Here is a 26,571-nt window from a genome sequence, read left to right on the forward strand (position 1 = left end):
TCACACCAGCAACGCTCGCAGGAGCACGACCACGGCCGAGACCGTGGAGATCGTGAGCACTGCCGTCCGCGTCCAGCCGCCGTCCAGGTAGCGGCGTAACGGGCCGGACACCGCGTAGCCCACGACGAGGAACGGCACCATCGCCACGCCCATCCACACCTGGCGAAGCGTGAGCTGCCCGCCGATCGCCAGCCCGGTGAGCGAGAACACCGTTCCCACACAGAAGAACGCGGCCATCGTGGCGCGCATCGTCGCGCCGGGCAGTTTCTGCATCACCAGACCCACGACCGGCCCGCTGATCGAGGCGGCCGTACCGGTGACGCCGGTCAGCGCGCCGGCGCTGAACAGTGTCGGGCCCTTCATCGGCACCACGACGTCCCAGATCGACAGCGCGACACCCACCAGGATGAACACGCCGAGGGCGATCGTGAGCGCGCGTACCGACAGCACGGTCACCACCCACACTCCCCCGGCGGTGCCGATCAGCCTTCCCAGCATCGCGGTCCGGGCGATCCGCCAGTCGACGTTCTGCCGCTCGCGGGTCAGCGTGAGAGCCGGGAGCAGCGTTCCGACGACCAGCATGGAGCCTGGCATCAACGACGGATCGAGCAGCAGCAGGACGGGTACGGCCACCAGCGAGACGCCGAAGCCGACTGACCCCTGGACCGTCGAGCCCGCCAGGACCGCGAGCCCGACGATCAGGACGACGGAGAGCTCGAGCCCCATCAACCGCGCAGGGAACGCAGTACGTACTGCATGATGCCGCCGTGGCGGAAGTACTCGGCCTCGCCCGGCGTGTCGATCCGAACAACCGCGCGGAACTCCTTGGTGCCCGACTCCGAGGTCGCCCGTACGGTCACCTCGCGCGGCGTGCTGCCGTCGTTGAGCTCAGTGATGCCGGCCACGTCGAAGCTCTCCTCGCCGGTGAGCCCGAGTGTCTCGGCGTCCTCGCCTGCCTTGTACTGCAGGGGAAGCACGCCCATGCCGATCAGGTTGGACCGGTGGATCCGCTCGTACGACTCCGCGATGACGGCCTTGACGCCCAGCAGTGCGGTGCCCTTGGCCGCCCAGTCGCGCGACGAGCCGGAGCCGTACTCCTTGCCCGCGAGGATCAGCAGCGGGACGCCGGACTCCTGGTAGTTCATCGACGCGTCGTAGATCGTCGTGACGTCGCCGCCGGCGGTGCCATTTTCATTTAGTAGGGCGCGGGTGAATCCGCCTTCGGTGCCGGGCGCGAGCTGGTTGCGCAGCCGGATGTTTGCGAACGTACCGCGGATCATCACCTCGTGGTTGCCACGCCGGGAACCGTAGGAGTTGAAGTCGCGCTGCTCGACGCCGTGCTCCTGGAGGTACGCACCCGCGGGCGAGTCCTTCTTGATCGAGCCTGCCGGCGAGATGTGGTCGGTGGTGACCGAGTCGCCGAGCTTGGCCAGCACGCGTGCACCGGTGATGTCGGTGACCGGCGCCGGTTCGGCCGGCATCCCTTCGAAATAAGGCGGCTTTCGGACGTACGTCGAGTCGTCGGCCCACTCGAACGTCGAGCCCTCCGGCGTCGGCAGCTCCTGCCAGCGCTGGTCGCCGGCGAACACGTCGGCGTAGTCGCGGGTGAACATCTCACTCGCGATCGCCTGCTCGACGACCCGCTCGATCTCCTGCGCGCTCGGCCAGATGTCGGCCAGGAAGACCTCCTTGCCGTCGGACCCGGTGCCCAGCGGCTCGTTGTAGAGGTCGAGGTCCATCGTTCCGGCCAGCGCGTACGCGACGACCAGCGGCGGCGACGCGAGGTAGTTCATCTTGACGTCGGGGTTGATCCGGCCCTCGAAGTTGCGGTTGCCGGACAGCACCGAGACGACGGTGAGGTCGTGTTCGTTGACCGCCTTGGAGACCTCGGGGATCAGCGGGCCGGAGTTGCCGATGCAGGTCGTGCAGCCGTAGCCCACCAGGTTGAAGCCGAGCTTCTCGAGGTACGGCGTGAGACCGGCGCGCTCGTAGTAGTCCATGACGACCTTCGAGCCCGGCGCCAGCGTCGTCTTGACCCACGGCTTGCGGTTGAGGCCCTTGTCGACGGCGTTCTTGGCCAGCAGCGCGGCACCGATCATCACCGAGGGGTTGGAGGTGTTGGTGCACGAGGTGATCGCCGCGATCACGACGGCGCCGTGGTCGAGCTTGAACCTTGAGCCGTCGGACAGCGTGACGTTGGTGGAACGGTAGGGGCGGCCGTTGGCGCTGACCGCCGGTGAGTCGGAGGCCGGGAACGACTCGGCCGACGCCTCGTCGACGCCGCTGTCAGTGACGTAGTCGCGGACGGCACGGCGCCACTGCGGCTTGGCCTCGCTCAGCGAAACCCTGTCCTGCGGGCGCTTCGGGCCCGCGATCGACGGGACGACCGTGGCCAGGTCGAGCTCGAGGTGCTCGGAGTACGCCGGCTCGACCTGCGGGTCGTGCCAGAGGCCCTGCTCCTTGGCGTACGCCTCGACCAGCGCCATCTGCTGGTCGGTGCGTCCGGTCATCTTGAGGTAGCGAATCGTCTCGTCGTCGACCGGGAACACCGCGATCGTCGAGCCGTACTCCGGCGACATGTTGCCGATCGTCGCGCGGTTGGCCAGCGGGACCGCGGAGACGCCCGTGCCGTAGAACTCGACGAACTTGCCGACGACGCCGTGCTTGCGCAGCATCTCCGTGATCGTGAGCACGAGGTCGGTGGCGGTCGCGCCCTCGGGCAGCTCGCCGGACAGCTTGAAGCCGACGACGCGCGGGATCAGCATGCTCACGGGCTGGCCGAGCATCGCGGCCTCGGCTTCGATGCCGCCGACGCCCCAGCCGACCACGCCGAGCCCGTTGACCATCGTGGTGTGGGAGTCGGTGCCGACGCAGGTGTCGGGATAGGCCTGGCCGTCGCGCTCGAAGACGACGCGGGCGAGGTGCTCGATGTTGACCTGGTGCACGATGCCGGTGCCCGGCGGCACGACCCGGAAGTCGGCGAACGCGCCCTGGCCCCAGCGCAGGAACTGGTAGCGCTCCCTGTTGCGCTCGTACTCGATCTCGACGTTGCGCTCGAAGGAGTCCGGCGTACCGAACACGTCGGCGATCACGGAGTGGTCGATCACCAGCTCGGCGGGCGACAACGGGTTGATCCGGTTGGGGTCACCGCCGAGCTCGCCCATCGCCTCACGCATCGTGGCGAGGTCGACCACGGCGGGGACGCCGGTGAAGTCCTGCATGATGACGCGGGCGGGAGTGAACTGAATCTCCTTGCTGGGTTCGGCATCCGCGTCCCACTGGGCGAGCGCCCGGATGTCGTCGGCGGTGATGTTGGCGCCGTCTTCGGTGCGCAGCAGGTTTTCCAGCAGGATCTTCAGGCTGTACGGCAGCCGCTCGGCACCCTCGACGGCGGACAGCCGGAAGATCTCGTACGACTGCTCGCCTACGTCGAGCCGTCCCTTGGCTCCAAAGCTGTCCACGCTTGGCATCGCCACTCCTCAATCCATGTCGTTCACGGCTCGCACCGGGCACTTCTCATCCTGCCGAGACTGGATGAGCGCATGAAGGTCAGGCAGCCCTTACCCCGGTGGCTGATCGAAAACTATCTTGACGTCAAGATACACCCTGTCGAGGTGGCAGCCCAGCCGGGTCGGCCGGTATATGTGAGCCAGTGGATGATCTCTCGAACGTTCTGTGGATCGGCGGGCCTGCGGGGGCCGGCAAGACGACCGTGGCGCGGCTGCTGGCCCGGCGGCACGGGCTGCGCTGGTACAACTCGGACGCGCGGACCTGGATCCACCGGGATCGGGCGCTGGCGGCCGGGGTCGCGTTGCCGCCACGTGGGCCGGGGCAGGCCTTCTACGACCGAAGGCCGATGATCCTCTCCGATCTGCGGGAACTGCCGGCAGCGCCGCTCGTCGTGGCCGAGGGCGGCCAGATGACGCCGGCGATGGCGTCGCTCGGCGGATCGGCGATCTGGCTGATGCCGTCGCGCGACGAGCAACGGCGGCGGCTGGCCGCCCGTCACCCTGATGGCGCGCCGGACGCGTACCTGAGGAGCTGGGACGTCGTACGCGAGCAGCTGGACGGGAGCGGCGTGGCCGAACTGCCCGTCGACGGGCTGAGCGTGGACGAGACGCTGGCCGAGCTGGAGGTCTTCTTCGAACCGCGGCTCACCGCAGGCCCGGTGGCGTCGACGCTGGAGGAACGACAGGACCTGGTCCGCTACGCCAACCAGGCGATCATCACGCAGTGCCTGAGTCCGTCGACCAAACCGCTGAACCCACTGCCTCCTGCGCAGATCGTCCGCGACTTCGAGTGCGAGTGCGGCCGGGCCGACTGCCTCGCCCAGGTCACCCTCCGCGCGGTCGACGCCCAAACCCTGGCGGCCGCTCCCCCACCCGCGATCCTCGCACCTGGGCACGGCTGACCGGGCAGGCTGTGTGACAGGTATCCCGGTGGTACAGGACACAGGATGTCCGGACCTTGCGGCAGGGTGGGCCTGGACGTGGTTGTTGCCAGGCGAACCGCCCGAGGAGCCGTTCATGACTCAGCCCAGCTCGCCGAATGTGGAGGTCATCGACCTCGCGCCCGGACTGTGGATCTGGCGGCTCGAGCATCCCAGCTGGAGTGAAGGGCACGACTGGCAGAAGGTGGTGACGAGCGTCTGCGTCGACTCGGGCGACGAGCGGTGGGTGCTCGATCCCCTGCTGCCGCCGGAGGACGCGGGCCAGGTCTGGGATCGGTTCGCCGAGCGCCCGCCCACGGCCGTCGCGGTGTTGATCGGGGATCATATGCGGGAGACCTGGACCGATCGGCGAACGTGGAGCAGCGACGCGCTGGCCGGCCGGTACGGATGCCCTGTCTTCGGCCCGAACGTCTTCGATCCCGAGATGCTCGAGCGATGGGGCGAGCCGGACGCCGAGGTACGAAAGATCACGCCCGGCCAGGAGCTGCCCGGCGGCCTGCTGCCGTTCCGCGACCCTCGCGGCTGGCACGAGACCCCGCTCTACTGCCGCGTCACAAGACGCTGGTGTTCGGCGACTCCATGACCGAACGCGACGGCACGTTGCGGGTGTGGATGTCACCCACGCACGAGGAACGCGCCCTCCCCGACCTGCGCGCCATGCTCGACCTTCCGTTCGAGCGCGTGATCGTCTCGCACGGCGAGCCGGTGCACTCCCGCGAGGCCTTCGAGCACGCGCTGGAGATCCCGCCCTGGCCGGCCTCGTCGCTGCACATCGCCGCCTGGCGAGGCGACCTCGACCAGGTACGGAAGCTGGCCGAGGCGGGCGCCGACCTCACGGCACGATCCGACACGGGCAGCGAGACTCCGCTGGACTGGGCCGTCAACGCGTCCCGCCTGGAGGGGGCCAGGCAGCCCACCCACGACGACGTCATCGCCTACCTCCAAGCAGCGATGGACGCGAAAGGTCCGGTCTAGCGGGTCGTCTGGCCGGCCGGCTACCAGGCCACGGGCCGGCGGTCGCGGAAGAAGCCGCCGGTAGGCCCGTCGTCCGGCAGGGTGGCGGCCCAGACGATGCCGGCCGCGCCCTCCGACACCGGGCGGCCGCCGGAGCCGCCCATGTCGGTGGCGACCCAGCCCGGGCACACGGCGTTCACCAGGATGCGGTCCGGTCGCAGTTCGGAGGCCAGCATGCGGGTCATGGCGTTCAACGCCGTCTTCGACAGGGAGTACGCCGGTGTGCCGCCGCCCATCTCGGCCAGCGAGCCGGCGCCGCTCGACACGTTGACGATCCGGCCATGGCGGCCGGCTCGCAGGGCCGGCAGCAGCGCCTGCGTCAGTTCCCAGGCGCCGAAGAGGTTCGTCTCCAGGGTCGAACGTACGAAGTCCAGGTCGACCGTCGCGGCTCGTTCCCACGTGTCGTAGTTGATCGCGGCGTTGTTGACCAGCACGTCGATCGCGCCCACGCCGGACGCGAACCGCCGGATGCTCGAGCGGTCCGAGACGTCCAGCGCGAACGGCCGGACCTCACCGGTCAGGCCCGGGCCAAGGCCGGCCGCGGCTGTCTCGGCCTTCTCCAGCGACCGCGCGGTGAGCACGACCGTCAGGCCGAGCGCGGCCAGCTGCCGGCAGACCTCCAGCCCGATGCCACGGTTGGCGCCGGTCACCACCGCGACGGTCATGAGCCGCGGCGGTCGTGGGTGGCGAGCCGGGCGAGCATCGCGTTGTACTGCTCGAGATCCGCATCCGCGTGCCGGTCGGCACGGCGCGCCGCGCGTACGTCGGAGCGGTACCACGCGACGAACACCACGACCAGCACCGCCAGCACCGGCAGCTCCGCCGCGCCCCAGGCGATGCCGCCGCCCATGTTCTGATCGGACTGCAGGTCGACCCACGGTTGCCGCAACGTGGTGTACCACGACCCGCCGATCAGCCGGCTGCTCGTCATCACGATCACGCCGAAGAACGCGTGGAACGGCATCGAGGCGAACAGCAGCAGCATCCGCCCGAGCGGCGGCAGCTTCCTCGGCATCGGGTCCAGCGCGATGATCGGCCAGAAGTAGAGCGCGCCCACGCCGATGAAGTGCGCCACCATGAGCAGGTGCGCGACGTGCGAGCGCATCGCCCAGGCGAACACGTCGGAGAAGTAGAAGGCGTACAACGTGCCGATGTACAACACGAGCGCGACCACCGGATGCGTCAGCACCGAGGCGACCCGCGAGTGGAGCACGGCGACGATCCACTCCCGCGCTCCCCTGTCCCCGGTGCCGTCCGAGGCACCGGGCGAGGCCGGCAACGCCCGCAGCGCCAGCGTGATCGGCGCGCCCAGCGCGAGCAGGATCGGCACCAGCATCGAGAGTGTCATGTGCTGCACCATGTGGACGCTGAACAGCGCCGGGGCGTACGTCGCGGTGCCGCTGCTCAGCACGAAGACCGCCACCAGCACGCCCGCGAGCCACGCGATCGTCCGGCCGACCGGCCACGCGATGTCCTGTGCGCGCACCCGGCGGACACCGGCGAGGTAGCCCACCACCGCCAGCAGCGCGACCATCAGCACGATCACGTCCGGACGCCAGAGCGTCAGCAGCCGGTCGAACGTCAACGGGGGTACGTCCCAGCCGATCCGGCCGGCCGCCACCGAGGGCGAGGCCTGGGATGCCTCCGACACCGGCGTGGGTGTGCGCGACAGCGCGACCGCCAGGCCGACCGTTGCCGCCATCACGGCGGCCTCGCCCAGCGCGAACCGCCGGAACGCGCGCGGCTTGCCCGCGTCCAGTGCTGTCAGCGTGCGCTTGCGGTGCCACCAGCCGAACGCGCCCAGCGCGCAGAGGCAGACGATCTTGCCCGCCACCAGCAGGCCGTACCTGCTGGCGAACAGCTGCCCGACCGAACCGAGCCGGATGTATGCGTTGACCAGCCCGGACACGCCTGCCGCCAGGAAGCACCACAACGCGATGCCGCTGTAGCGCGGTGCGGCCTTGCGTAGATCAGGGTTGGACCAGCGGCCGTGGATCACCAGCGCGAACAGCCCGCCGATCCACACCGAAACGGCTACCACGTGCACGATCAGGCTGGACGTGGCCAGGTCGTGGTTGGCCGCGCCGGCCGCGTGCCCGGTGAGCGCGGGCGGGATCGAGGCCGCGACCGCGAGGATCAGCAGCAGGGCGGCGCCGTTGAGCGTCTGGACTCCGCGGGCCGCGGCCGCGACGATCACGGCCAGCACGGCGACGACCGCCAGCGAGCGGCCCTGCACGATCTGGGAGATGAAGCTGGCCAGGGTGTCCTGGTAGTCGATCTGCTGCACGGGTACGCCGAGCAGGTCGGACAGCGTGAAGACCAGCCCGGCCACCGCTGTCAGCACCCAGAGCCACGCGAACACGGCCGACGCGCGTACGGCCCGGACGGCCGCCCGATCGAGGACGCCGCCCTTGGCCGGCGCGAGCACGCCGAACAGCAGCGAGCCGATCGTCGCGGCCGAGGCGAGGTCCATGGCGAGCCGGGTGATCGGCAGCCCCCACCCCGTGAACGGGCCGGGGTCGGGCAGGCCGACCGGCGCCGGCTGCGGGCGTCCACCGCCGACGAAGAGCGCGAGCACCAGCATGCCCAGCGCGCCCGCGCCGATCAGGCCGGCTCGCAGCCAGGTCGGACCGCGCCACGACAGCCGCGCACCGCCACGGTGCCCGGTCGAGGACGCGGCGGCCGATCCCGACGTCACCGGTTCAGCCGGCACGTCCGGTTCCTGCCCCGGCGTTGCGCTGTCGGCCTCTGCGGCCAAGGAGCACACCTCCCACGATGATGACGATCAGGACCAATGCTCCCACCACCCATGGCCAGGCTGATCCGCCACCGCCGGCTTGACTCTGGTCGGATGTACCCGCGGATGTCGAAGCCGGCGTGCTGGGTCCGGCGGAGGGCTCCGTGGTGGGTTCGGTCGTCGACGCCTCGCTCTTGGTGGGCGTCGGCACCACCAGCTTGATCGAGTACGTGAACGTGCCGTCGATCGGGTGCCCGTCGGAGGAGACGACGCGCCAGCTCACGGTGTACGTGCCGTTCGGTGCCTCGGCCTTCACCGGCTGGGTGACCTGGTTGCCGACCACCTGCGGCTTGCCTTGGGCGATGTTCGTACCGCCAGGGCCGGCGACGACCACGTTGGCGAAGTCGGTCTGGACGGGCTCGTTGTAGGTCAGCACGATCTCGCTCGGCGCCGCGTCGAGGGCGACGCCGTCCTTCGGTGAGGTCGAGACCAGCTTGTCGTGTGCGAGGGCCGGCGCCTGCCAGCCCAGGGCCAGGGCCCCGGCGAGCATGGTGCCCGCCAGGATCCTGGTCACTGCCTTGCGCAGTGTCACTTGGTAGCTCCTGTAGATCCGTTGCGTCGTACGGCGAACGCGACGATCAGCAGCACGATCAGGCTCAGCACGCCGACGCCCAGGCCCGCGGCGCCGAGCGTACGCGCCGTGGTGTCGACCGCGGTCGTCTCGGTGCGCTCGCCGGCCGCGGCGGGTGCGGCGGTCTCCTGGTCGGAGGCCTTCTCGGCGGACGTACTGCTGCCGTGATGGTCCTCGCCCTCGCTCTTGACCAGCGTGAGCGTCGGGGCGGGATGCTCGGGCTCTTCCTTGGCGCCCGGCCGCATCGCCTCGTTCCACTTCACGACGGACTTGTCGCTGTAGGTCTGCACGGCCGGGAACGAGATCGACTCCTTCTCCGGCAGCGGGCCGACCGAGACGTCGAACTCCTCGAACTCGCCGGGCTTTACCTCATTGCCCGGCTTGGCCGTCCAGGTGACTGACGTGACGGCCTCGGTGAGGTTGTACTCGCCGACCTGGACGGGCTTGGGCAGCTTGGACTTGCTCGCCTCGACCGTCCAGCCCTGATGCGGCTTCACCCGTGCGGACGGGAACGGGGTGTCGGCCGGGAACTCGACCGTCACCTTGACCGTGCTCGCGGTCTCGGACTCGTTGGGTACGCGGAACGTGAGCTTGGCGTACTCGCCCTGGCTCGCTTCGCGCGGGTTGACGGTGACGTGCGCGAAAGCCGGCAACGCGAGGCCGACGGTGAGCGCGCCCGCGCCGAGCAGGCATGCGAGTACGCGCGACGCCCTGATCCTGGGCAGCATGAGAATGGCCTTTCTCAGTTTCTGGTGTGGTGTGTGCGGGTGGACGTGCTGCTCAAGCGCGCGGGCTTGGCGGTCCACGCCGGGTACGCACCCGGGCCAGTTGCTGCCGTCTCGGCGGCGTGACCAACGCCGCGGCCGCGTGCAGAGCGGGCGCGGCGGTCAAGATGGGAACGGGCTGGAGGATCGGCGCGGAGGCGCGCGCGACCAGCTCGAACAGGCTCCAGAGGAGGTTTTCACAGTACGCGGTCAGCGCCGCGATCCCGACGGCGGCGACCACGTGGCCCGCGACCATCGTGGGGTCGAGGGCGGCCTGGAGCTGGTGAACGAGGTCGGCTGTCGACGTGTGCTGGTTGAGGGCAGCGAGCTGATCGGCGGTCGGGCCGGCACCGTGCGGATCGGCCCCTGTGCCGCGCTGCTCGGCCAGTGAGAACGCGATGTGGAACACCGGCTGGCTGGCCAGCGCGGCGAACAGGATCTGGGTGAAGCCGCGCCGCCGATCAGCCAGCACGACGAACCCGGCACCCACCAGAGCGGCGACGACGAACAACGCTGGAACGGAAGGGGTGTGGCCGCCACCGAGCACGTGCCCGGCCAGCGCGATGGCCGCGGAAGCGGCGGCGAGCACGAGCCCGCGAGTGGCGCGCAGGGCGCCCGTGGCCGGACGTAGGTCGGGCAGGGCGTCGGGTGTCGCAACCGGGGCCTGCCTGGGCTCTGCCTCGTCGGTGTGGAGCTTGGGCTTGGTCCGGCTGCGCCACCGGGCCGGCGCGGGCAGCTCGGGCTGCTGCTTGCGCGCGGCCGATCGCACCACCGCCGGACCTGTCACCCGGCCGAGTTTAGGGGATCGAGCTCGGCTGCCGACAGTTCCCGATCGATGACTTTCCGATGAGGTGATGCTCACAGCCGCGCTGTTTCGGCGACGTTGCGACCGCACCGGCCACGACCAGCCCAGATGGCCGCGCACCACCGCCGCCGACCACCGAGGCCGACCTCCGCCCCGCGCGGGCGGTGGCAGCGGCCCGAACGCGGCCGAGCGGGCGCCGCGTCTGATGAGTTGCCGCGCCGGAACGGTTAGGTGAGCTGTGGGGCCACGTCCGAGGCGAGCAGTTCGAGTTGGTCCAGGTCGTCGAGGTCGAGGAGTTGGAAGTAGATGGTGCCGACGCCGATCTCGGCGTACTGGCCGATCCGGTCGACGATCGCTGCGGGGGTGCCGACGAGGCCGCTTTCCTTCAGTGCCGCGACGTCGAGGCCGAGGCCGGCTGCCCGCCGCCGCGCTTCCAGTTCGTCCTTGCCGCAGCAGACCGTCAGGACGGCCGACAACTCCAGCGTCGAAGGGTCCCGGTCGGCGGCCTCACACGCCGCGCGGACCCGTTCGTACCCGGGTGCGAGCCGCCGGGGTCCGTCGAAGCCGAGGTTGAACTCGGTGGCGTACCGAGCTGCCAGCGAGGGAGTACGCGCACGCCCGCCACCGCCGATGATGATCGGTGGGCGGGGCGTCTGCACCGGCTTCGGCAGCGCCGGCGAGTCCTCCAGCTGATAGTGCTCGCCCTTGAAGGAGTAGCGCTCCCCCACCGGCGTCATCCACAAGCCCGTGATGATCGCGAGCTGCTCCTCCAGCAGCGCGAATCGCTTGGCGGGAAAGGGAATGCCGTACGCGGTGTGCTCCTCGGCGAACCACCCCGTGCCGAGTCCGAGCTCGACCCGGCCGCCTGACATCTGATCGATCTGCGCGATCTGGATCGCCAGGGGCCCCGGCAGCCGGAACGTCGCCGGGCTGATCAGGGTGCCGAGCCGGATCCGCGAGGTCTGCACCGCGAGCCCCGCGATCGTCGTCCACGCGTCGGTCGGGCCGGGGTAGCCCCGTACGTCCGAGCTGTCGGACGCGTCGCCCATCGCGAGGTAGTGGTCGGAACGGAAGAAGCCGTCGAACCCGCAGGTTTCGGCCGTCCGGGCGACCCGCAGCAACGAAGCGTACGAAGCACCCTGCTGCGGCTCGGTGTGAACTCGTAGACGCATGCCTCAAGACTGTAGACGAATCGGCGAAAAACCAGGCAACGCCGGTCAGCGCCGTTCGATCGTGCGCGGCCGCGACCGCTCGCGCGCGGCCCGCTGCGCCGCGATCTTCGACGAGCGCAGCTGGTACGGCACGCTCGTCACCATCACGCCCGGTGTGAACAGCAGCTGCACCTTCAGCCGCAGCGCGCTCTGGTTGTGCAGGATCGTCTCCCACCAGCGGCCGACGACGTACTCCGGGATGTAGACCATCACGATGTCGCGCGGGCTGGTGCGGTGGATGCTCTTGACGTACTCCACGATCGGCCGGGTGATCTCCCGGTACGGCGACGCGAGCACCTTCAGGGGTACGGGAAGGCCACGCTCGTCCCACTCGTCGACGAGCCTCCGGGTGTCCTCGGTGTCGACGTCGACGGTGATGGCTTCCAGCACGTCCGGCTTGGAGACCTTCGCGAACGACAGCGCGCGCAGCGTCGGCTTGTGCAGCTTCGACACCAGGACGACCGAGTGCACCTTCGACGGCAGCGTCAGGTCGGTCTCGTCGTCGGGTGCGATCTCGTCGGCCACCCGGTTGTAGTGCCGCCGGATCCCCTGCATCAGCACGAACAGCGCGAACATCGCCGCGATCGAGATCCACGCGCCCTGCGTGAACTTCGTCAGCAGGACGACGACGAGCACGGTCGCGGTGACGGCGAGCCCGACCGTGTTGATCACCCGGCTGGTCATCATCCCCCGCCGCCTCGCCGGGTCGGTCTCCGTGCGCAGCAGCCGCGTCCAGTGCCGGATCATGCCGGTCTGGCTGGTCGTGAACGAGACGAACACGCCCACGATGTAGAGCTGGATCAGGCTGGTCACCTCGGCGTCGAACGCCACGATCAGCACGATCGCGAAACCGGCCAGGATGATGATGCCGTTGGAGTACGCGAGCCGGTCGCCCCGTGTGTGCAGCTGACGCGGCAGGAAGCCGTCCTTGGCCAAGATCGAGCCGAGCACCGGGAAGCCGTTGAACGCGGTGTTCGCGGCGAGCACCAGGATCAGGCCGGTCACCGTCGCCACCACGTAGATGCCAGGCGTGAAGTGGTCGAAGATGCCGTTGGCGAGCTGGCTGATCACGGGGTTCTGATGATATGACTCGCCGACCGGAGAGCCGTCGGGACGAAGCAGCTCCGTCGCCGGGTCGAGGGCCAGCCGCACGCCCATCAGGTTGCCGAGCACGTTCACCGACAGGCCCATCGTCACCGCGGTCACTCCGAGTGCGAGCAACGTCGTCGCCGCGTTGCGGCCCTTCGGCTTGCGGAACGCGGGTACGCCGTTGCTGATCGCCTCGACACCGGTCAGCGCCGCGCAGCCGGAGGCGAACGCACGCAAGATGAGGAAGCCGGCCGCCATCCCCATGAAGCCGCTCTCGAACTGGGGACTCGGCTTGACGGTCAGGTCCGCGCTCTCGGCCATCGGCAGATCGCCGAAGAAGTAGCGGAGGAAGCCCCACGCGACCATGGCGAGGATCGAGAAGATGAACAGGTACGTGGGGATCGCGAACGCGGTGCCCGACTCGCGCACACCGCGCAGGTTCATCGTCATCAGGAACAGCGTCGCGATCACCGCGACCGTCGTCTGATGGCCACGCAACGGCTCGATCACGGTCGCGGCGTACTGGGCGGCAGAGGAGATCGACACCGCGACGGTCAGCACGTAGTCGACCATCAGCGCACTGGCTACCGTGAGCCCCGCGGTCTGGCCGAGGTTGGTGGTGGCGACCTCGTAGTCACCGCCGCCCGACTGGTAGGCCTGCACGTTCTGCCGGTAGGACGCGACGACGATCAGCATCACGACGCCGACCGCGATGCCGACCTTCCACGAGAACGCGTAGGCCGAGACCCCGGCGAACGCCAGCGTGATGAAGATCTCGTCCGGAGCGTAACCGAGGGATGACAGCGCGTCACTGGCGAAGACGGGGAGCGCGATCCGTTTCGACAGCAGTGTCTCGTGCAGCTGTGTGCTTCTCAGTTTGCGCCCGACCAGCAGGCGTTTGCCGAGATCTCCGATACTCACGCCTGAGCAGCGTAGTGCTAGTCCCTGGTCATCGTTCGCGCTGCCTGGGGCGGTAGCGTTGCCGCTCGGCTTCGGAGCCCGTGAAAGAAGTGAGGGAACCATCGGCTGGCGATGTGTCGTCTGTCAGCACAATGGAAGTACCCTCGTACGCCTTCGTGCAGGAGAGAGAAAGCGTGCACATCGTCATCATGGGCTGCGGCCGGGTCGGTTCGACCCTGGCTCATCAGCTCGAGGACCGCGGCCACAGCGTCGCCGTGGTCGACCAGCAAGCCGAGGCGTTCCGGCGTCTCGGGCCCCACTACAAGGGCTCGACCGTCACCGGCATCGGCTTCGACCGCGACGTTCTGCGCGAGGCGGGCATCGAGCGGGCCGGCGCGTTCGCCGCGGTGTCGAGTGGCGACAACTCCAATGTCCTTTCGGCCCGGATCGCGCGTGAGATCTTCCGGGTCGAGAACGTCGTCGCCCGCATCTACGACCCCGGCCGGGCCGAGGTCTACCAGCGTCTCGGTATACCGACCGTGGCGACCATCCCGTGGTCGGTCGACCAGATCGTCCGCCGGCTGCTGCCGGAAGGATCCGAACCCGAATGGCGCGATCCGACCGGCACCGTACGCGTGGCCGAGATCCACGTCGCGCCGGCGTGGATCGGGCAGCTGGTCACCGACCTGGAGCAGCAGAGCGGCGCACGGGTCGCGTTCCTCACCCGGATGGGCGAGGGCCTGCTTCCCCACCGCGAGACCGTGATCCAGGAAGGCGACCTGGTCCACGTGATCATGCGCGAGGAAACCATCGCCGCCGTCGAGGAAGTCTTCGCGGCCGGACCGGAGGCTGAGTAAATGCGCGTGGTGATCGCCGGTGCCGGCGCCGTCGGACGTTCGATCGCGGCAGAGCTGGTGGAGAACGGGCACGAGGTCCTGCTGATCGACAAGGACGCCAAGGCCGCGGCCAAGGTCGACGCGGTGCCCGCCGCCGAGTGGCTGCTGGCCGACGCCTGCGAGCTCACGACGCTGGAGGAGGCGGAACTGGCCTCCTGCCAGGTCGTGATCGCTGCGACGGGCGACGACAAGGTGAACCTCGTCGTGTCACTGCTGGCCAAGACGGAGTTCGGCGTGCCGCGGGTGGTCGGCCGGGTGAACCACCCGAACAACGAATGGATGTTCAACGAGTCGTGGGGCGTCGACGTCGCGGTCTCGACGCCCCGGATCATGGCGGCCCTCGTCGAGGAAGCCGTCTCGGTCGGCGACCTGGTCCGGCTGTTCACGTTCCGGCAGGGCGAGGCCAACCTGGTCGAGCTCACGCTGCCGGCGGAGAGCCCCTCGGTAGGCGTCCGGGTCGACGACCTCGCCTGGCCGTCCGACACCAACCTCGTCACGATCGTGCGCGAGGGCCGCGTCCTCGTACCGACACCCGACACACCGCTCGAAGCACACGACGAGCTGCTGTTCGTCGCGGTAGCGGAGCGCGAGAAGGACCTACAGGAACTGCTCGCACCCCACGGCAAGTCCCACACGATCGACGACTAGCGGACAGCTCAGCAATACGCCGGAACAGCGACGGCCGTTACATGATGTGGCGGCCGCCAGCGTCGATCAGCGTGCCCTGCACAATCCAAGTCCGCTTTCCGGGGCGACTCGCCGCGAGCAAACCGAACAGCAGACGACCGCCAGCTACACCGTCAACGGATCATTGCGAACGGAAAACCGCCGCCGGCAGACTCACGGCGCCAGACCGGGCGGCGGCGTGTCGTCCAGCTCGATGGTCTGAGGCAGCGGAGCGTGGCCGGCCAGGCGGAACCAGCGCACCAGCTTCTTCGACCGCAGCGCCCGCGTCGTTGCCACCGTGTCGTTGTGGAAGCGCCGCGCGAGCTCGACCCGCCGGCAGGCACCCCACAGCTCCCCCAGCAGCTCCTCCGCCCCCGCCTGCTGCTCCAACTCCACCCGTGTCTCCGAGTCGGAAAACGCCGCCTCCAGCGCCTTCGTGAGATCAGACTCCGCGCTCTCCCGCGCCTCCTCCGGCGCCGACCGGGCTTCCCGCGCCGCCTCGGCCAGCAGCAGCGACGACGCCGGATCGAGCAGGCCGGCCGTCGCCACTTCCAGCGCCTCACCCGAACGCCGGTACAGCTGGGCCTCCAGCGCCGACCGCGCGCCCTCCAGCCGGTGGTGCAGGCGGTCGACGCGGGTCGCGGTCCACGAAAGCAGGAAACCGATCAGTACGATCACGACCAGCGCCGCGAGAAACCAGCTCATCTGTCCTCCGCCACAGCGTCCGCTCCGGCGACCATCTCGTAGACCGAGACGATCTCGTCGGCGACGTTGCTCCAGTCGTACCTCCGGACGCCGTGGCTCGCGGCCTCCCTGAGCCGCTTGCGCCGGTCCGGGTCGTCGAGCAGGGCGAGGGCGCCGGCAGCCAGCGCCGACGAGTCACCGATCGGGAAGAGGTCACCGAGGCGGCCGCCGTCGACCACGCGCTCGAAGGCGTCCAGGTTGCTCGCCAGCACCGGCGCTCCCCCGGCCATCGCCTCCACCAGCACGATGCCGAACGACTCGCCGCCGATGTGGGGCGCGACATACAGGTCGGAGGTGGCGAACATGCGCGCCTTGTCGGTGTCGTCGATCATGCCGAGGAACGTGACCGCGTCGCGGTACTTCGACGGCAACCCCTCGCACGCCTCCTCCACGTCACCGGGCCCCGCCACGAGCAGCCGTACGCCGGGACGGGCGTCCGCGATCGCCGGGAACGCCTCGAGCAGCACAGCCAGGCCCTTGCGTTGCTCGTCGATCCGCCCGAGGAAGCACAATGTGCCGTTCTCACCGCGCCACTCCGGCCTCGGTGCGGCGCCCGCGAACCGGTCGACGAACAGCCCGTTCGGGATCACCACCGGCTCACCGCCGAGGTGCTGCACCAGCGTCGTCCGTGCGGGCTCCGAGACCGCGATCCGCGCGGAGATCTTCTCCAGCGCCGGCCGCAGGATCGCCGAGCCCGCACTCATCATGCGGGACCGCGAGATCGAGGAGTGGAACGTGCCCACGATCGGACCGCGAGCCGCCCACACCGCGAGCAGCGACAGCGACGGCAGTGCCGGCTCATGAATGTGCAGGACGTCGAACTCGCCCTCCCGGATCCACCGCCGCACCCGCGCCGCCGACAGCGGGCCGAACGACAGCCGGGCGATCGAGCCGTTGTACGGGATCGGCACGGTCCGCCCGGCCGGCACGACGTACGGCGGTACGGGCGTGTCGTCGTCGGCCGGCACCAGCACCGACACGGTGTGCTCGAGCCCGATCAGCGCCTCGGCCAGGTCGCGTACGTGGTTCTGCACTCCGCCGGGCGCGTCCAGAGAGTACGGACAGACGATTCCCACTCTCATGGCCGAACTCTCATCGCGGCTCCAGATCGGACAGCCACAGCCGCTGCAGCATGTGCCAGTCGGCCGGGTGCTTGGCGATCCCGGAGGCGAACTCGTCGGCGATCGCCTGGGTCAGCATCCGGATCCGGTCGCGGCCGCCGGCAGCTGGGTCGAGCGGCTCATGGAACTTGACGTGCATCGCCGGACCTTCGTACCACAGCGTGACGGGCATCAGGCACGCTCCGGTCCGCACCGCCAGCGCCGCCGGGCCGGCCGGCATCTTCGCCGGCTCGCCGAAGAACGACACCTCGACGCCGCGCTTGGACAGGTCGCGGTCGGCCACCAGGCAGACCAGCCGTCCGGCACGCAACCGGTCGGCGAGCACCGGCATGGGGTCCGGCCCGCCGGTCAGCGGCACGACCTCGATGCCGATCGCCTCGCGGTAGCCGACGAACCGCTGGAACAGCTTCTCCGGCGTCAACCGCTGCGCGACGGCCGTCACCGGCGCGCCCACGGTCGCCGCCCAGGCGCCTGCCAGGTCCCAGTTGCCCATGTGCGGCAAGGCGGCGACGACGCCGCGGCCGGCTTCGATCGCCTTCCAGAACAGCGGCTCGTCGTGGGTGACGACACCGGCCTTGATCTGCTCGGGCGTCAGGTCCTGCAGGCGGAACGCCTCGCACCAGTACCGGAAGTACGTACGGAGGCCGGCCTGTGCCAGCGCCCGCAGCTCGGCCTGGGAGGCGTCGGGCCGGACCCGCCGGAGGTTGGACTCCAGCCGCCGGACGCCCTTGAGCTGGGCCCGCCACACCAGGTCGGCGCCGGTGCCGAACGCGCCGAGCGCGACCCGTCGGGGCAGCTTGCGGACCACCGACCAGCCTGCGACGTAGCCGCCGTAGACCAGCGCGTCCTTCACGGCTGTTCCGTTTCAGGGGTTTGAGCGGTTTGAGAGGTTTCGGAGGAGGAGGCCTCGGAGTTCTCGGCCGCCTCCGCCTCGAACGCCTGCCGGCGGACGGTGAGCATCCGCTGCACGACGGTGATGGTGCTCGCCACGGCCAGCGCCACCAGCACCAGCTCCAGCACGTACGGCACACCCAGCCCGGACAGCCCGGTCGCGACCAGCACGGACACCAGCCGGTCGGCGCGCTCGGCGATGCCGACGTTCGCGGTCATGCCGAGGCTCTCCGCCCGCGCCTTGGCGTAGGAGGTCATCGAGCCCATCACCAGGTCGTAGAGCGCGAGACAGCCGAGCAGGAGACCGACGGTCTTCGAGGTCAGCCCGGGTGAGTGCGACAGCCCGCCGGTCAGGAACCAGACGGTGAGCCCGCCGAACACGGCGGCGTCGCCCAGCCGGTCGAGCGTCGAGTCGAGGAACGCGCCCCACTTCGACGAGCGCCCGGACATCCGGGCCATCAGCCCGTCGAGCATGTCGGAGAACACGAACGCGGTGACCACGACCGTGCCCCAGAACAGCTGGCCCAAGGGGTAGAGGACGAGCGCGCCGAGGACGACGCCGGCCGTCCCGACGAGCGTGATCGCGTCCGGCCCGATGCCCACCCTCAGGAAGAACCTCGCCGCGGGCGTCAGCAGCCGTAGCCAGAACTGGTGGAAGCGTCTCAGCATCTTTCAGGCATTCCGGTCTGCGAGCTCGACATGAGGACGAAGGACTCGCCGATGTTACTCACTGTTGGGTACTTGTGTTATGGGCGGCCCTGGGTAAAGGGTGGGCAGTAATTAACCCGGGATGAACCGGGAGCGACCTCCGGCCGTCTCGGGCTATGCCGAACGACGCTGCGCAGTAGCCGCTGAGGAGGCGCACCATGGCAGACAAGTCCAACCCTGCTGGAGCCGCGGTCAAGGCACCAACGGCCGACCGTCCCGATGCCATCCGCAACATCGTGGTGGTCGGCCCGTCCGGTTCCGGCAAGACCACGCTCGTCGAAGCCCTGCTCGTCGCGACCGGGACGATTCCTCGTGCCGGCCGGGTCGAGGACGGCGCGACGGTCTGCGACTTCGACGAAGTTGAGCACCGCCAGCAACGTTCCGTCGGTTTGGCGCTCGCGCCCATGGTTCACAACGGCATCAAGCTCAACCTTCTCGACACACCCGGCTACGCGGACTTCGTCGGTGAGCTACGCGCGGGCCTGCGCGCGGCCGACTGCGCCCTGTTCGTCATCGCGGCGAACGAGGGTGTCGACGGTGCCACCAAGGCGTTGTGGCAGGAGTGCGCGACGGTGGGCATGCCCCGGGCCGTCGTCATCAGCAAGCTCGACCACCAGCGGGCCGACTACACCAGCGTGCTGCTGCAGGCGCAGGACGCGTTCGGAGAGAAGGTGCTGCCCGTCTACCTGCCGGTCGACGGCACTGGCGCGGTGACCGGCCTGGTCGGTCTGCTGTCCCAGAAGCTGTTCGACTACTCCTCCGGCACTCGCACGGAGTCCGAGCCCGAAGCCGCCCACACCGCCGAGGCCGAGGAGGCCCGCGGAACGCTGATCGAAGGGATCATCGAGGAGTCCGAGGACGAGAGCCTGATGGACCGCTACATCAGCGGTGAGGAGCTCGACCCGAAGGCGCTCATCGACGACCTGGAGACCGCGGTCGAGCGCGGCACGTTCTTCCCCGTCGTACCCGCCTGCGCCACGACCGGCGTAGGACTCGTCGAGCTGCTCGAACTGATGTCGGGGGCGTTCCCGTCACCGCTGGAGCACCCCTTGCCCGAGGTCTACACCCCGGTCGGCAAGGCCGTCACCGGCATGTCCTGCGACCCGAACGGCCCGCTGCTGGCTGAGGTGGTCAAGACCTTCGCCGACCCGTACGTCGGCCGGATCAGCCTGGTGCGGGTGTTCTCCGGAACCATCCGCCCTGACGCCGTGCTGCACGTCTCCGGTCATTTCTCCTCCTTCTTCGGCGAGGAGCGCGGGCACGAGGACCACGACGAGGACGAGAAGGTCGGCTCGCTGTCGACCCCGCTCGGCAAGGCCCAGCGCACGCTCAACCACGCTGTCGCGGGCGACATCTGCGCGATCGGCAAGCTGACCCAGGCCGAGACGGGCGACACGCTGTCCGGCAAGGACCAGCCGTTGCTGATGCGGCCGTGGTCGATGCCCGAGCCGTTGCTGCCGATCGCGGTCACCGCGCACGCCAAGGCCGACGAGGACAAGCTCTCCCTCGGCCTGTCCCGGCTGGCAGCCGAGGACCCGACGTTGCGGATCGAGCACAACGTCGAGACCCACCAGCTGGTGCTGTGGTGCATGGGCGAGGCGCACGCCGACCTGGTGCTCGACCGGCTCGCCAACCGATACAGCGTGCAGGTCGACCAGATCCCCTTGCGCGTGCCGTTGCGTGAGACGTTCTCCAGCAAGGCCAGCGGCAAGGGCCGGCACGTCAAGCAGAGCGGTGGGCACGGGCAGTTCGGCGTGTGCGACATCCAGGTCGAGCCGCTTCCGGAAGGCAGCGGGTTCGAGTTCGTCGACAAGGTCGTGGGCGGTTCGGTGCCCCGGCAGTTCATCCCGTCGGTCGAGAAGGGCATCCGGGCCCAGATGGAACGCGGTGTGTCTGCCGGCTACCCCGTGGTCGACCTGCGAGTCACGCTCTACGACGGCAAGGCGCACAGTGTCGACTCCTCCGACATGGCGTTCCAGACCGCGGGCTCGTTGGCGCTGCGCGAGGCCGCCAAGGCCACGACGATCAACCTCCTCGAGCCGGTCGACCTGCTGTCCGTCCTGGTCGACGACGAGTTCGTCGGCACGGTGATGGGCGACCTGTCGTCCCGGCGTGGGCGCGTGCTGGGCACCGAACCGGTCGGATCCGACGGCCGTACCCTCGTCAAGGCCGAGGTGCCGCAGGTCGAGATCGTGCGGTACGCCACCGACCTGCGCTCGATGTCGCACGGAACGGGCACGTTCACCCGAACGTTCGTCCGGTACGAGCCGATGCCGAGCAACGTCGCACAGAAGGTTCAGTCCGAGCAGGCCGACGAGCACTAGCCGGGCACCAACGACCGAAGTCGCCTCCTTCCATTCCTCTCCTTGGAAGGGGGCGACTTCTTCGTCGCCACCTACCGCCAGAGCGCCGACCGGCCAGATCCGGCGATATGGTTCGAACTCGTTCGACTCAGACATCCAACGGGGAGCGCACGTGTCGACACCACCTACGCCCGAAGCCGGCCCCGCCTACCCGCCGCCCGGGCCGTACGGCATGCCACCGCCGCCCGCGCGCAACGGCATGCCGAAGTGGGTCATCGCGCTGATCATCGTCGCCGTGCTCGTGTTCGTCGCCGTGCCGGTCGTGGCGCTGGCGCTCGCCGGGCTGGGGCTGTTCCACTTCTTCCGTCCCCCGGCCGCGTCCGACACGCCGCCCGAGCCCGGCTTCCGGGGCTTCGACGTGTGCTCGCTGATCACGCCGAGGGACGCCGAACGCGCCGGCGCCCGCCTGATCAACCTCGGGCCTGAGACGGTGACGGTGGTCGGCCGGGTGGTCGAGACGAACGAGGCGGGCGTGCCGGTCGACACCTGCGAGTACGGCACCGAGCCGAGCAACGCGTCCGACGTGACGGTCTCGGTGACACCCGCCGCCGACCTCGCAGCCAAGGACCTGCTGGAGGTCCGCCGGGTACCGGTGAGCGGCATCGGCGACGAGGCATACCAGGTCTACGGCAAGTACTACGGCTTCAAGCTGATCGCGCGCAAAGGCACCACCCAGCTCACCATCGAGACCAGGAAGCCGTACGACGGGCAGGAGCGGGACGAGGTCAACCAGCAGGTCAGGCTGGTCACCGACCTCGGCCGCAAGGCGATCGCCAAGGTCCCGGCGAAGCTGACACTGCCGGCCGCGGTCGCCAAGGGGCCGTGCGAGTCGGTCGACGCCAAGGCGATCACCGAGGCCCTTGGCGGACCGGTCGCGTACAGCCGGAGCCTCGAGGACGAGAACGCGACAGTGTGCTCCTATGCCGCCGCCAACGGCCACGGCGTGGCGTTCCGGCTCAAGAAGGACGTCGACGACTCCGAACGAGACGTCACCGACGACTTCGGCGACCCGATCACGATCGGTGACCGTGATGCGTACCAACTGCTGGGGACCATCGCGATGCTCGGCACGTCGACGAAGCTCGAGATCGCCTTCGACTACTACTCCGACACCGGCCGGCTGACCAGCGCCGACCGCACACTGGCCGCCGGCGCCGCGGACAAGCTCCTGGACTAGCGAGGCCGCCACCGGCGATACGCTGCCGTTCATGCCAGAAATCAGCAGAGAAAGCAGCTGCGTCTTCTGTGGAATCCTCGCCGGCGACATCCCCGGCACGATCGTGGCCGAGACCGAGCGCGCGGTCGCGTTCATGGACATCAGCCCGGCCACCCGCGGGCACACGCTGGTCGTTCCGCGTGCGCACACCCAGGACCTCACCACGATCCCGGGCGACGATCTCGCCGCTGTCGCGGAGCTCGGGCGGGAGATCGCGATCCGCGCCAAGGAGAGGCTCGGCGCCGACGGGGTGAACCTCATCCAGTCCAACGGGTCCGCGGCCTGGCAGACGGTCTTCCACTTCCACCTGCACGTAGTCCCCCGCTACACCGGCGACCCGCTGGTGCTGCCCTGGCGACCGGAACCGGGCAATCCCGAAGAAATCGCGGAGGCGGCCAAGGTTCTCGGCGGATAGTTGCTTGAGTTTGTCTTTTATGACGTTGTGAGGACCTGGGAGGACAGCTATGCCGTTGGGCTTCGACATGCCGCAGGAGAAGCTTGCGACGTACGAGGGAACCAATCCACGGCCGGTCGACTTCGACGCCTACTGGGACGCCGGGCTGACCGAACTCGACACGCTCGACCCGGCAGTCGAGCTGGTGCCGGCCGCGTTCCAGACGCCGTTCGCGGAGTGTTCGCACCTCTACTTCACCGGCACGCAGGGCGCCCGAGTGCACGCCAAGCTGCTGCGTCCGCGGAACGCGAGCGAGCCGCACCCGGCGGTGCTGAACTTCCACGGCTACTCCGGCCGCTCCCCCGACTGGTCCGACCTGCTCGGCTACGTCGCGCTCGGCTACACCGTCGCCGCGCTCGACTGCCGCGGCCAGGGCGGCCGCTCGGAGGACGTCGGCGGCGTCACCGGCTGGACGTTGCGCGGGCACATCGTGCGCGGCCTCGACAACGACCCGACCAAGCTCTACTACCGTCAGGTCTTCCTTGACACCGCGCTGCTGGCCCGGATCGTCATGGGCATGGACGACGTCGACGCCACGCGCGTCGGCGCCACCGGTGGCAGCCAGGGCGGCGGGCTCACGCTGGCCTGCGTCTCGCTGGAGCCTCGGATCAAGCTGGCCGCGCCGATCTTCCCGTTCCTGTGCGACTACCAGCGCGTCTGGGAGATCGAGCTGGCCAAGCACGCGTACGAAGAGCTCGGCGAGTGGTTCAAGCGCTTCGACCCGATGCACCTGCGGGAGAAGGAAGTCTTCACCCAGCTCGGCTACATCGACGTGCAGCACCTGGCGCCCCGGATCCGGGCCGAGGTGCTGATGGCGGTCGGTTACGCCGACCAGGTGTGCCCGCCGTCGACGCAGTACGCGGCCTACAACAAGATCCGCAGCGCCAAGAACCTGCGCATCTACCCCGACCACGGGCACGAGAACCTGCCCGAGAACGGCGACGCGATCTTCACGTTCCTGTCGCAGCTCTAGGAGTCGGCTTCGGGCAGGAAGAAGCTCAGGATCCGTACCCGCCGGCCGGCGGCCGGAAGGTCTTCCGGTCGCCGGTTGAGGTACGGCACGAGTAGCCGCTCCAGGTCTTCCTGGACCTCCTCCAGCTCGCCTGGAGTCAGAACCACGCCGGCGTTGAAGAGCGAGGCGGCCTGCGCCCACGTCAGATCCAGCGTGGGCTCGGTCGTGGCGAGCCATCGCCCGGGCAGGTCGGCGGCTGCCCGCAGCATCACGATGCCCAGCTCCCGGGCGGCGGCCAGCGCCTCGGTGTCGTCGTCCGCCGGCTGCAGGAGCATCCCTCTGCCGTGCGCCCGCCACTCCTCCGCCTCGGTGGGTTCCACCAGTCCGGCGGCCTGCAGCGTCCGCAACGCGCCCTCGGCCTCGTCCGCGGGCAAGCTCAGCTGTTCGGCGATCCGGGCGGCCGATACCGGTCCGTGGCGCTGGAGCCACTCGAACACCCGCAACCGGTCACTGTCGGCCAGCGCGCGCAGCTGCCGCGCGTCGCGCAGCACGACATCGCCGACCTCGTTCAGCGTCAGGCCGGCCCGGTCGTCGTCGTTCACTGGGTTCCCCTCGTCGGAAGCGCCTGCTCAGGAGGCGCTGGGAAAGATCTCGCCGACGATGGCGTGCTCAGCGTCGAGCCAGCGCCATTCGTCGGTGTCGCTGCCGTCGTAGACCAGCGCCAGCGGGCCGTCGAAGCCGGCCTCGCGCAGGACGGACAGCGTGCGGCGGTAGTCGCCGGCGTCCAGGCCATCGGCAGCCGAGTGATGGGCCTTGGCGTGGCAGGTCTCGGCTCGAGCGGCCACGGCGGCGAGCTCGTCGTACTTCGTCTCGCCCTTCCAGTTGCCGAGGTCGATCAGGAAGCCAACCTCGTCGCCGGTACGTGCGAACAGGTCCTGCGTGCTGGCGGCGTCCGGCAGCAGCTCCAGCCAGTTCTCCGTCACGATCCGCATCGAGCTGTGCCGCCGAGCCAGCCTCAGCAGGCCGGTCGCGGCCGCCTCGAGCGTTTCGGGTGAGGGCGCCGAACGACCGGCGATCACCCGGGCCCGCCGGGCACCGAGGTGCTCGGCGACCGCCACCCAGTCGGAGATCCAGGCCTCCTGACCGGCGGCGTCCGTGGCGTCGGTGAGGTCACCGTCGTCGACGAGCAGGGCGTCCAGCGTCACGTCGGCCGACTTCAGCGCCGACCGCAGCTCGTCGAGGTACGCGGGCTCGCGGCTCGGCAGGTGGAAGTGGACGATCTGCACGGTGTCGAAGCCGTGCCGCGCGAGCTCGGCGGGCAGCTCCAGCAGCGGCAGCCCGTCGCCGGCGCCCTGCGGGATCGACATCCGGACGAGCGAGTCCGGCGCGACGTACGAGCCCAAGGTGCGGTGCAACGACCAGGTGGAGACGGCCTTCATCGGGCCGGCCAGGCTTCGGCGAGCAGCTTGCGAGTGTCAGCCAGGAGTTGCGGCAGCACTTTCGTCCTTCCCACGACGGGCATGAAGTTGGTGTCGCCGCCCCATCGCGGCACGATGTGCTGGTGCAGGTGAGCGGCGATACCGGCACCGGCCACCCCACCCTGGTTCATGCCGATGTTGAAGCCGTGCGGCCCCGACACCTGCCGCAGCGCGGTCATCGCCTGCTGGGTCAGCGCGCCCACCTCGGCGACCTCGGCCTCGGTCAGGTCGGTGTAGTCGGCGACGTGCCGGTACGGGCACACCATCAGATGCCCGGGGTTGTACGGATAGAGGTTGAGCACCGCGAACGACAACTCGCCGCGCGCCACCACCAGGCCGTCCTCGTCGGACCGCTTGGGGATCTCGCAGAACGGACAACCGTCGTCGGCACCCGGCCCGGTCGGCCGGCTCTCACCCTGGATGTAGGCCATCCGGTGGGGCGTCCACAGCCGTTCGAACCCGTCCGGCGCGCCCTGCTCGTCGTCGGTGCTCACCTGGCCGATCCTCTCACGGTACGAGCGTGTCCCAGGCGTCCCGATCCAGGAATCCGGCCGCGCCACCGTTGGCGCCGATCTTCCAGGACGCGAACACCGCTGCCCGCCGTAGTGCCTCCACCGGCGAGTCGCCCCGCATCCAGCCGTCGACGAACGAACTGAACAACGAGTCGCCGGCGCCGACCGTGTTGACGACCGGACGGGTCCGGGCCGCCGGTACGTGCACCGGCTCGGCGCCCGGCAGGCCGAGCAGCGAACCACCGGCACCTATGCCGACCACCACGACCGCCGGCGAGTGCCGCGCGAGGACCTGCCGGACGAACTCCTCCGGGCGGGAGTCCAGCCGTTCGTGCGACGCGAACAACACGGTCGCCGCGGCCATCCAGTCCTGGTTGTACGAATCCGAGAGGCCGGTCACCGCGTGTACGTCGGTCGCGATCGGGATGCCGCGCTGGATCGCCTCGGCCAGCAGCGGACGGCCGTACCCAATGTTGCAGATCACGGCGAGCTCCACGTCGTCCAGCAGCGGTGCGACCAGGTCGGCCGGGTACGCACAGCCCTGCACGTCCTTCAGGTCGACCAGGTTCCGCCGCGACCCGTCACTGTAGAACCGCGACAACGACTGTGCCGTGACCCGAAGCCCCGGCACGACGTACGACGCGTCCAGCCCGGCCCGCACGATCCCCTCGCGGCACGCCGTGCCCAGCACGTCCTGCCCCACGACGGTCGCGAACCGGACGTCGTTGCCGAGCCCGTGCAGCGCGAACGCGACGTTCACGCCAACGCCGGACACCGAGATCGACAGCGCGTTCTCCGCGAACCGGTCGGATACCGACGCGTTCAGCTCCTCGGCGTGGACGGCCGTCTCGAGGTTGGTGTGCCCCACCACAGCGATTCGCGCCATCTGGCCAGGCCACCTCCTCCGTACCGGCACCCGTTTCGGGGCGTGCATCCTAGAGCACCGAGCCTGTGGATTTCCGCACAGCC

The 26,571-nt window shown here is 69.6% G+C and carries 26 protein-coding genes; 9 read left to right on the plus strand and 17 right to left on the minus strand.

Translation table 11 applies throughout. The annotated features are described in order from the left end of the window. The gene (locus ACYVF6_RS34625) at positions 1-726 is read right to left on the minus strand and encodes a sulfite exporter TauE/SafE family protein (RefSeq protein WP_460527543.1); all 726 of its coding nucleotides are present in this window, start codon (positions 724-726) and stop codon (positions 1-3) included. Next, a complete protein-coding gene (gene acnA / locus ACYVF6_RS34630) occupies positions 726-3,470 on the minus strand; it encodes an aconitate hydratase (RefSeq protein ID WP_460527545.1) in 2,745 nt (914 codons plus the stop codon). The genes ACYVF6_RS34625 and acnA overlap by 1 nt, the downstream gene beginning before the upstream one ends. 182 nt (positions 3,471-3,652) lie before the next feature. Here acnA and ACYVF6_RS34635 point away from each other — a divergent pair, with 182 nt between their 5' ends. The 3 genes from ACYVF6_RS34635 (at position 3,653) to ACYVF6_RS34645 (ending at position 5,425) form a co-directional block, all read left to right on the plus strand. Next, positions 3,653-4,411 (plus strand): P-loop nucleotide/nucleoside kinase family protein, encoded by a 759-nt coding sequence (locus ACYVF6_RS34635; protein WP_460527547.1) that lies wholly within the window; start codon positions 3,653-3,655, stop codon positions 4,409-4,411. Between the two features lie 115 nt (positions 4,412-4,526). After that, positions 4,527-5,033, plus strand: a complete 507-nt coding sequence (locus ACYVF6_RS34640) for a hypothetical protein (protein ID WP_460527549.1) — start codon at positions 4,527-4,529, stop codon at positions 5,031-5,033. Continuing rightward, positions 5,030-5,425: a hypothetical protein gene (locus ACYVF6_RS34645; protein ID WP_460527551.1), complete on the plus strand. Its 396-nt coding sequence runs from the start codon at positions 5,030-5,032 to the stop codon at positions 5,423-5,425. The genes ACYVF6_RS34640 and ACYVF6_RS34645 overlap by 4 nt, the downstream gene beginning before the upstream one ends. Before the next feature lie 20 nt (positions 5,426-5,445). Here ACYVF6_RS34645 and ACYVF6_RS34650 read toward each other — a convergent pair whose 3' ends face one another. The 7 genes from ACYVF6_RS34650 to ACYVF6_RS34680 form a co-directional block, all read right to left on the minus strand. Then, positions 5,446-6,129 carry an SDR family oxidoreductase gene (locus tag ACYVF6_RS34650; RefSeq protein WP_460527553.1) on the minus strand — a complete coding sequence of 228 codons (684 nt, stop codon included), beginning with the start codon at positions 6,127-6,129 and terminating at the stop codon, positions 5,446-5,448. After that, positions 6,126-8,177 (minus strand): cytochrome c oxidase assembly protein, encoded by a 2,052-nt coding sequence (locus tag ACYVF6_RS34655; protein WP_460527555.1) that lies wholly within the window; start codon positions 8,175-8,177, stop codon positions 6,126-6,128. Before ACYVF6_RS34655 ends, ACYVF6_RS34650 begins: the two co-directional genes overlap by 4 nt. After that, positions 8,167-8,793 (minus strand): copper resistance CopC family protein, encoded by a 627-nt coding sequence (locus tag ACYVF6_RS34660; protein ID WP_460527557.1) that lies wholly within the window; start codon positions 8,791-8,793, stop codon positions 8,167-8,169. Before ACYVF6_RS34660 ends, ACYVF6_RS34655 begins: the two co-directional genes overlap by 11 nt. Next, a complete protein-coding gene (locus tag ACYVF6_RS34665) occupies positions 8,790-9,560 on the minus strand; it encodes a YcnI family copper-binding membrane protein (RefSeq protein WP_460527559.1) in 771 nt (256 codons plus the stop codon). The genes ACYVF6_RS34660 and ACYVF6_RS34665 overlap by 4 nt, the downstream gene beginning before the upstream one ends. Before the next feature lie 52 nt (positions 9,561-9,612). Next, positions 9,613-10,383 (minus strand): hypothetical protein, encoded by a 771-nt coding sequence (locus tag ACYVF6_RS34670; RefSeq protein WP_460527561.1) that lies wholly within the window; start codon positions 10,381-10,383, stop codon positions 9,613-9,615. Between the two features lie 245 nt (positions 10,384-10,628). Beyond that, a complete protein-coding gene (locus ACYVF6_RS34675) occupies positions 10,629-11,573 on the minus strand; it encodes an LLM class F420-dependent oxidoreductase (protein ID WP_460527563.1) in 945 nt (314 codons plus the stop codon). 45 nt (positions 11,574-11,618) lie between these two features. Further along, positions 11,619-13,622 carry an APC family permease gene (locus ACYVF6_RS34680; protein WP_460527564.1) on the minus strand — a complete coding sequence of 668 codons (2,004 nt, stop codon included), beginning with the start codon at positions 13,620-13,622 and terminating at the stop codon, positions 11,619-11,621. Positions 13,623-13,795: 173 nt separating this feature from the next. On the opposite strand from ACYVF6_RS34680, the gene ACYVF6_RS34685 reads away from it, so the two are divergent. After that, positions 13,796-14,458 carry a potassium channel family protein gene (locus ACYVF6_RS34685; RefSeq protein WP_460527566.1) on the plus strand — a complete coding sequence of 221 codons (663 nt, stop codon included), beginning with the start codon at positions 13,796-13,798 and terminating at the stop codon, positions 14,456-14,458. Next, a complete protein-coding gene (locus ACYVF6_RS34690; RefSeq protein WP_460527568.1) occupies positions 14,459-15,145 on the plus strand; it encodes a potassium channel family protein in 687 nt (228 codons plus the stop codon). 192 nt (positions 15,146-15,337) lie between these two features. Here ACYVF6_RS34690 and ACYVF6_RS34695 read toward each other — a convergent pair whose 3' ends face one another. The 4 genes from ACYVF6_RS34695 to pgsA are packed head-to-tail and all read right to left on the minus strand — an operon-like array spanning position 15,338 to position 18,588. Continuing rightward, positions 15,338-15,868, minus strand: coding sequence for a hypothetical protein (locus ACYVF6_RS34695; RefSeq protein WP_460527570.1), 531 nt, complete (start codon positions 15,866-15,868; stop codon positions 15,338-15,340). Continuing rightward, the gene (locus ACYVF6_RS34700; protein ID WP_460527572.1) at positions 15,865-16,989 is read right to left on the minus strand and encodes a glycosyltransferase family 4 protein; all 1,125 of its coding nucleotides are present in this window, start codon (positions 16,987-16,989) and stop codon (positions 15,865-15,867) included. Before ACYVF6_RS34700 ends, ACYVF6_RS34695 begins: the two co-directional genes overlap by 4 nt. A 10-nt stretch (positions 16,990-16,999) precedes the next feature. Further along, positions 17,000-17,881, minus strand: coding sequence for a phosphatidylinositol mannoside acyltransferase (locus tag ACYVF6_RS34705; protein ID WP_460527574.1), 882 nt, complete (start codon positions 17,879-17,881; stop codon positions 17,000-17,002). Continuing rightward, on the minus strand, positions 17,878-18,588 hold the full coding sequence (pgsA, locus tag ACYVF6_RS34710) for a phosphatidylinositol phosphate synthase (RefSeq protein WP_460527576.1): 711 nt from the start codon (positions 18,586-18,588) through the stop codon (positions 17,878-17,880). The genes ACYVF6_RS34705 and pgsA overlap by 4 nt, the downstream gene beginning before the upstream one ends. 197 nt (positions 18,589-18,785) lie before the next feature. On the opposite strand from pgsA, the gene ACYVF6_RS34715 reads away from it, so the two are divergent. The 4 genes from ACYVF6_RS34715 (at position 18,786) to ACYVF6_RS34730 (ending at position 23,633) form a co-directional block, all read left to right on the plus strand. Then, complete coding sequence (locus ACYVF6_RS34715; protein WP_460527578.1) at positions 18,786-20,951, plus strand: elongation factor G; 2,166 nt, start codon at positions 18,786-18,788, stop codon at positions 20,949-20,951. Between the two features lie 151 nt (positions 20,952-21,102). Further along, positions 21,103-22,167, plus strand: coding sequence for a hypothetical protein (locus ACYVF6_RS34720; RefSeq protein WP_460527580.1), 1,065 nt, complete (start codon positions 21,103-21,105; stop codon positions 22,165-22,167). 31 nt (positions 22,168-22,198) lie between these two features. Next, the gene (locus ACYVF6_RS34725) at positions 22,199-22,621 is read left to right on the plus strand and encodes an HIT family protein (RefSeq protein ID WP_460527582.1); all 423 of its coding nucleotides are present in this window, start codon (positions 22,199-22,201) and stop codon (positions 22,619-22,621) included. 49 nt (positions 22,622-22,670) lie between these two features. Continuing rightward, positions 22,671-23,633, plus strand: coding sequence for an acetylxylan esterase family protein (locus tag ACYVF6_RS34730; RefSeq protein WP_460527584.1), 963 nt, complete (start codon positions 22,671-22,673; stop codon positions 23,631-23,633). On the opposite strand, the gene ACYVF6_RS34735 is transcribed toward ACYVF6_RS34730, so the two are convergent. Genes ACYVF6_RS34735 through ACYVF6_RS34750 form a run of 4 tightly spaced genes read right to left on the minus strand, consistent with a single transcriptional unit; the run spans position 23,630 to position 26,488 of the window. Further along, positions 23,630-24,214: a winged helix-turn-helix domain-containing protein gene (locus tag ACYVF6_RS34735; protein ID WP_460527586.1), complete on the minus strand. Its 585-nt coding sequence runs from the start codon at positions 24,212-24,214 to the stop codon at positions 23,630-23,632. The genes ACYVF6_RS34730 and ACYVF6_RS34735 overlap by 4 nt on opposite strands. A 27-nt stretch (positions 24,215-24,241) precedes the next feature. Then, positions 24,242-25,051 (minus strand): sugar phosphate isomerase/epimerase family protein, encoded by an 810-nt coding sequence (locus ACYVF6_RS34740; protein WP_460527588.1) that lies wholly within the window; start codon positions 25,049-25,051, stop codon positions 24,242-24,244. After that, complete coding sequence (locus ACYVF6_RS34745) at positions 25,048-25,593, minus strand: HIT family protein (protein WP_460527965.1); 546 nt, start codon at positions 25,591-25,593, stop codon at positions 25,048-25,050. The genes ACYVF6_RS34740 and ACYVF6_RS34745 overlap by 4 nt, the downstream gene beginning before the upstream one ends. Positions 25,594-25,597: 4 nt before the next feature. Next, positions 25,598-26,488, minus strand: coding sequence for a carbohydrate kinase family protein (locus ACYVF6_RS34750; protein WP_460527590.1), 891 nt, complete (start codon positions 26,486-26,488; stop codon positions 25,598-25,600). Between the last annotated feature and the right edge of the window lie 83 nt (positions 26,489-26,571).

The organism is Flindersiella endophytica, assembly GCF_054779015.1.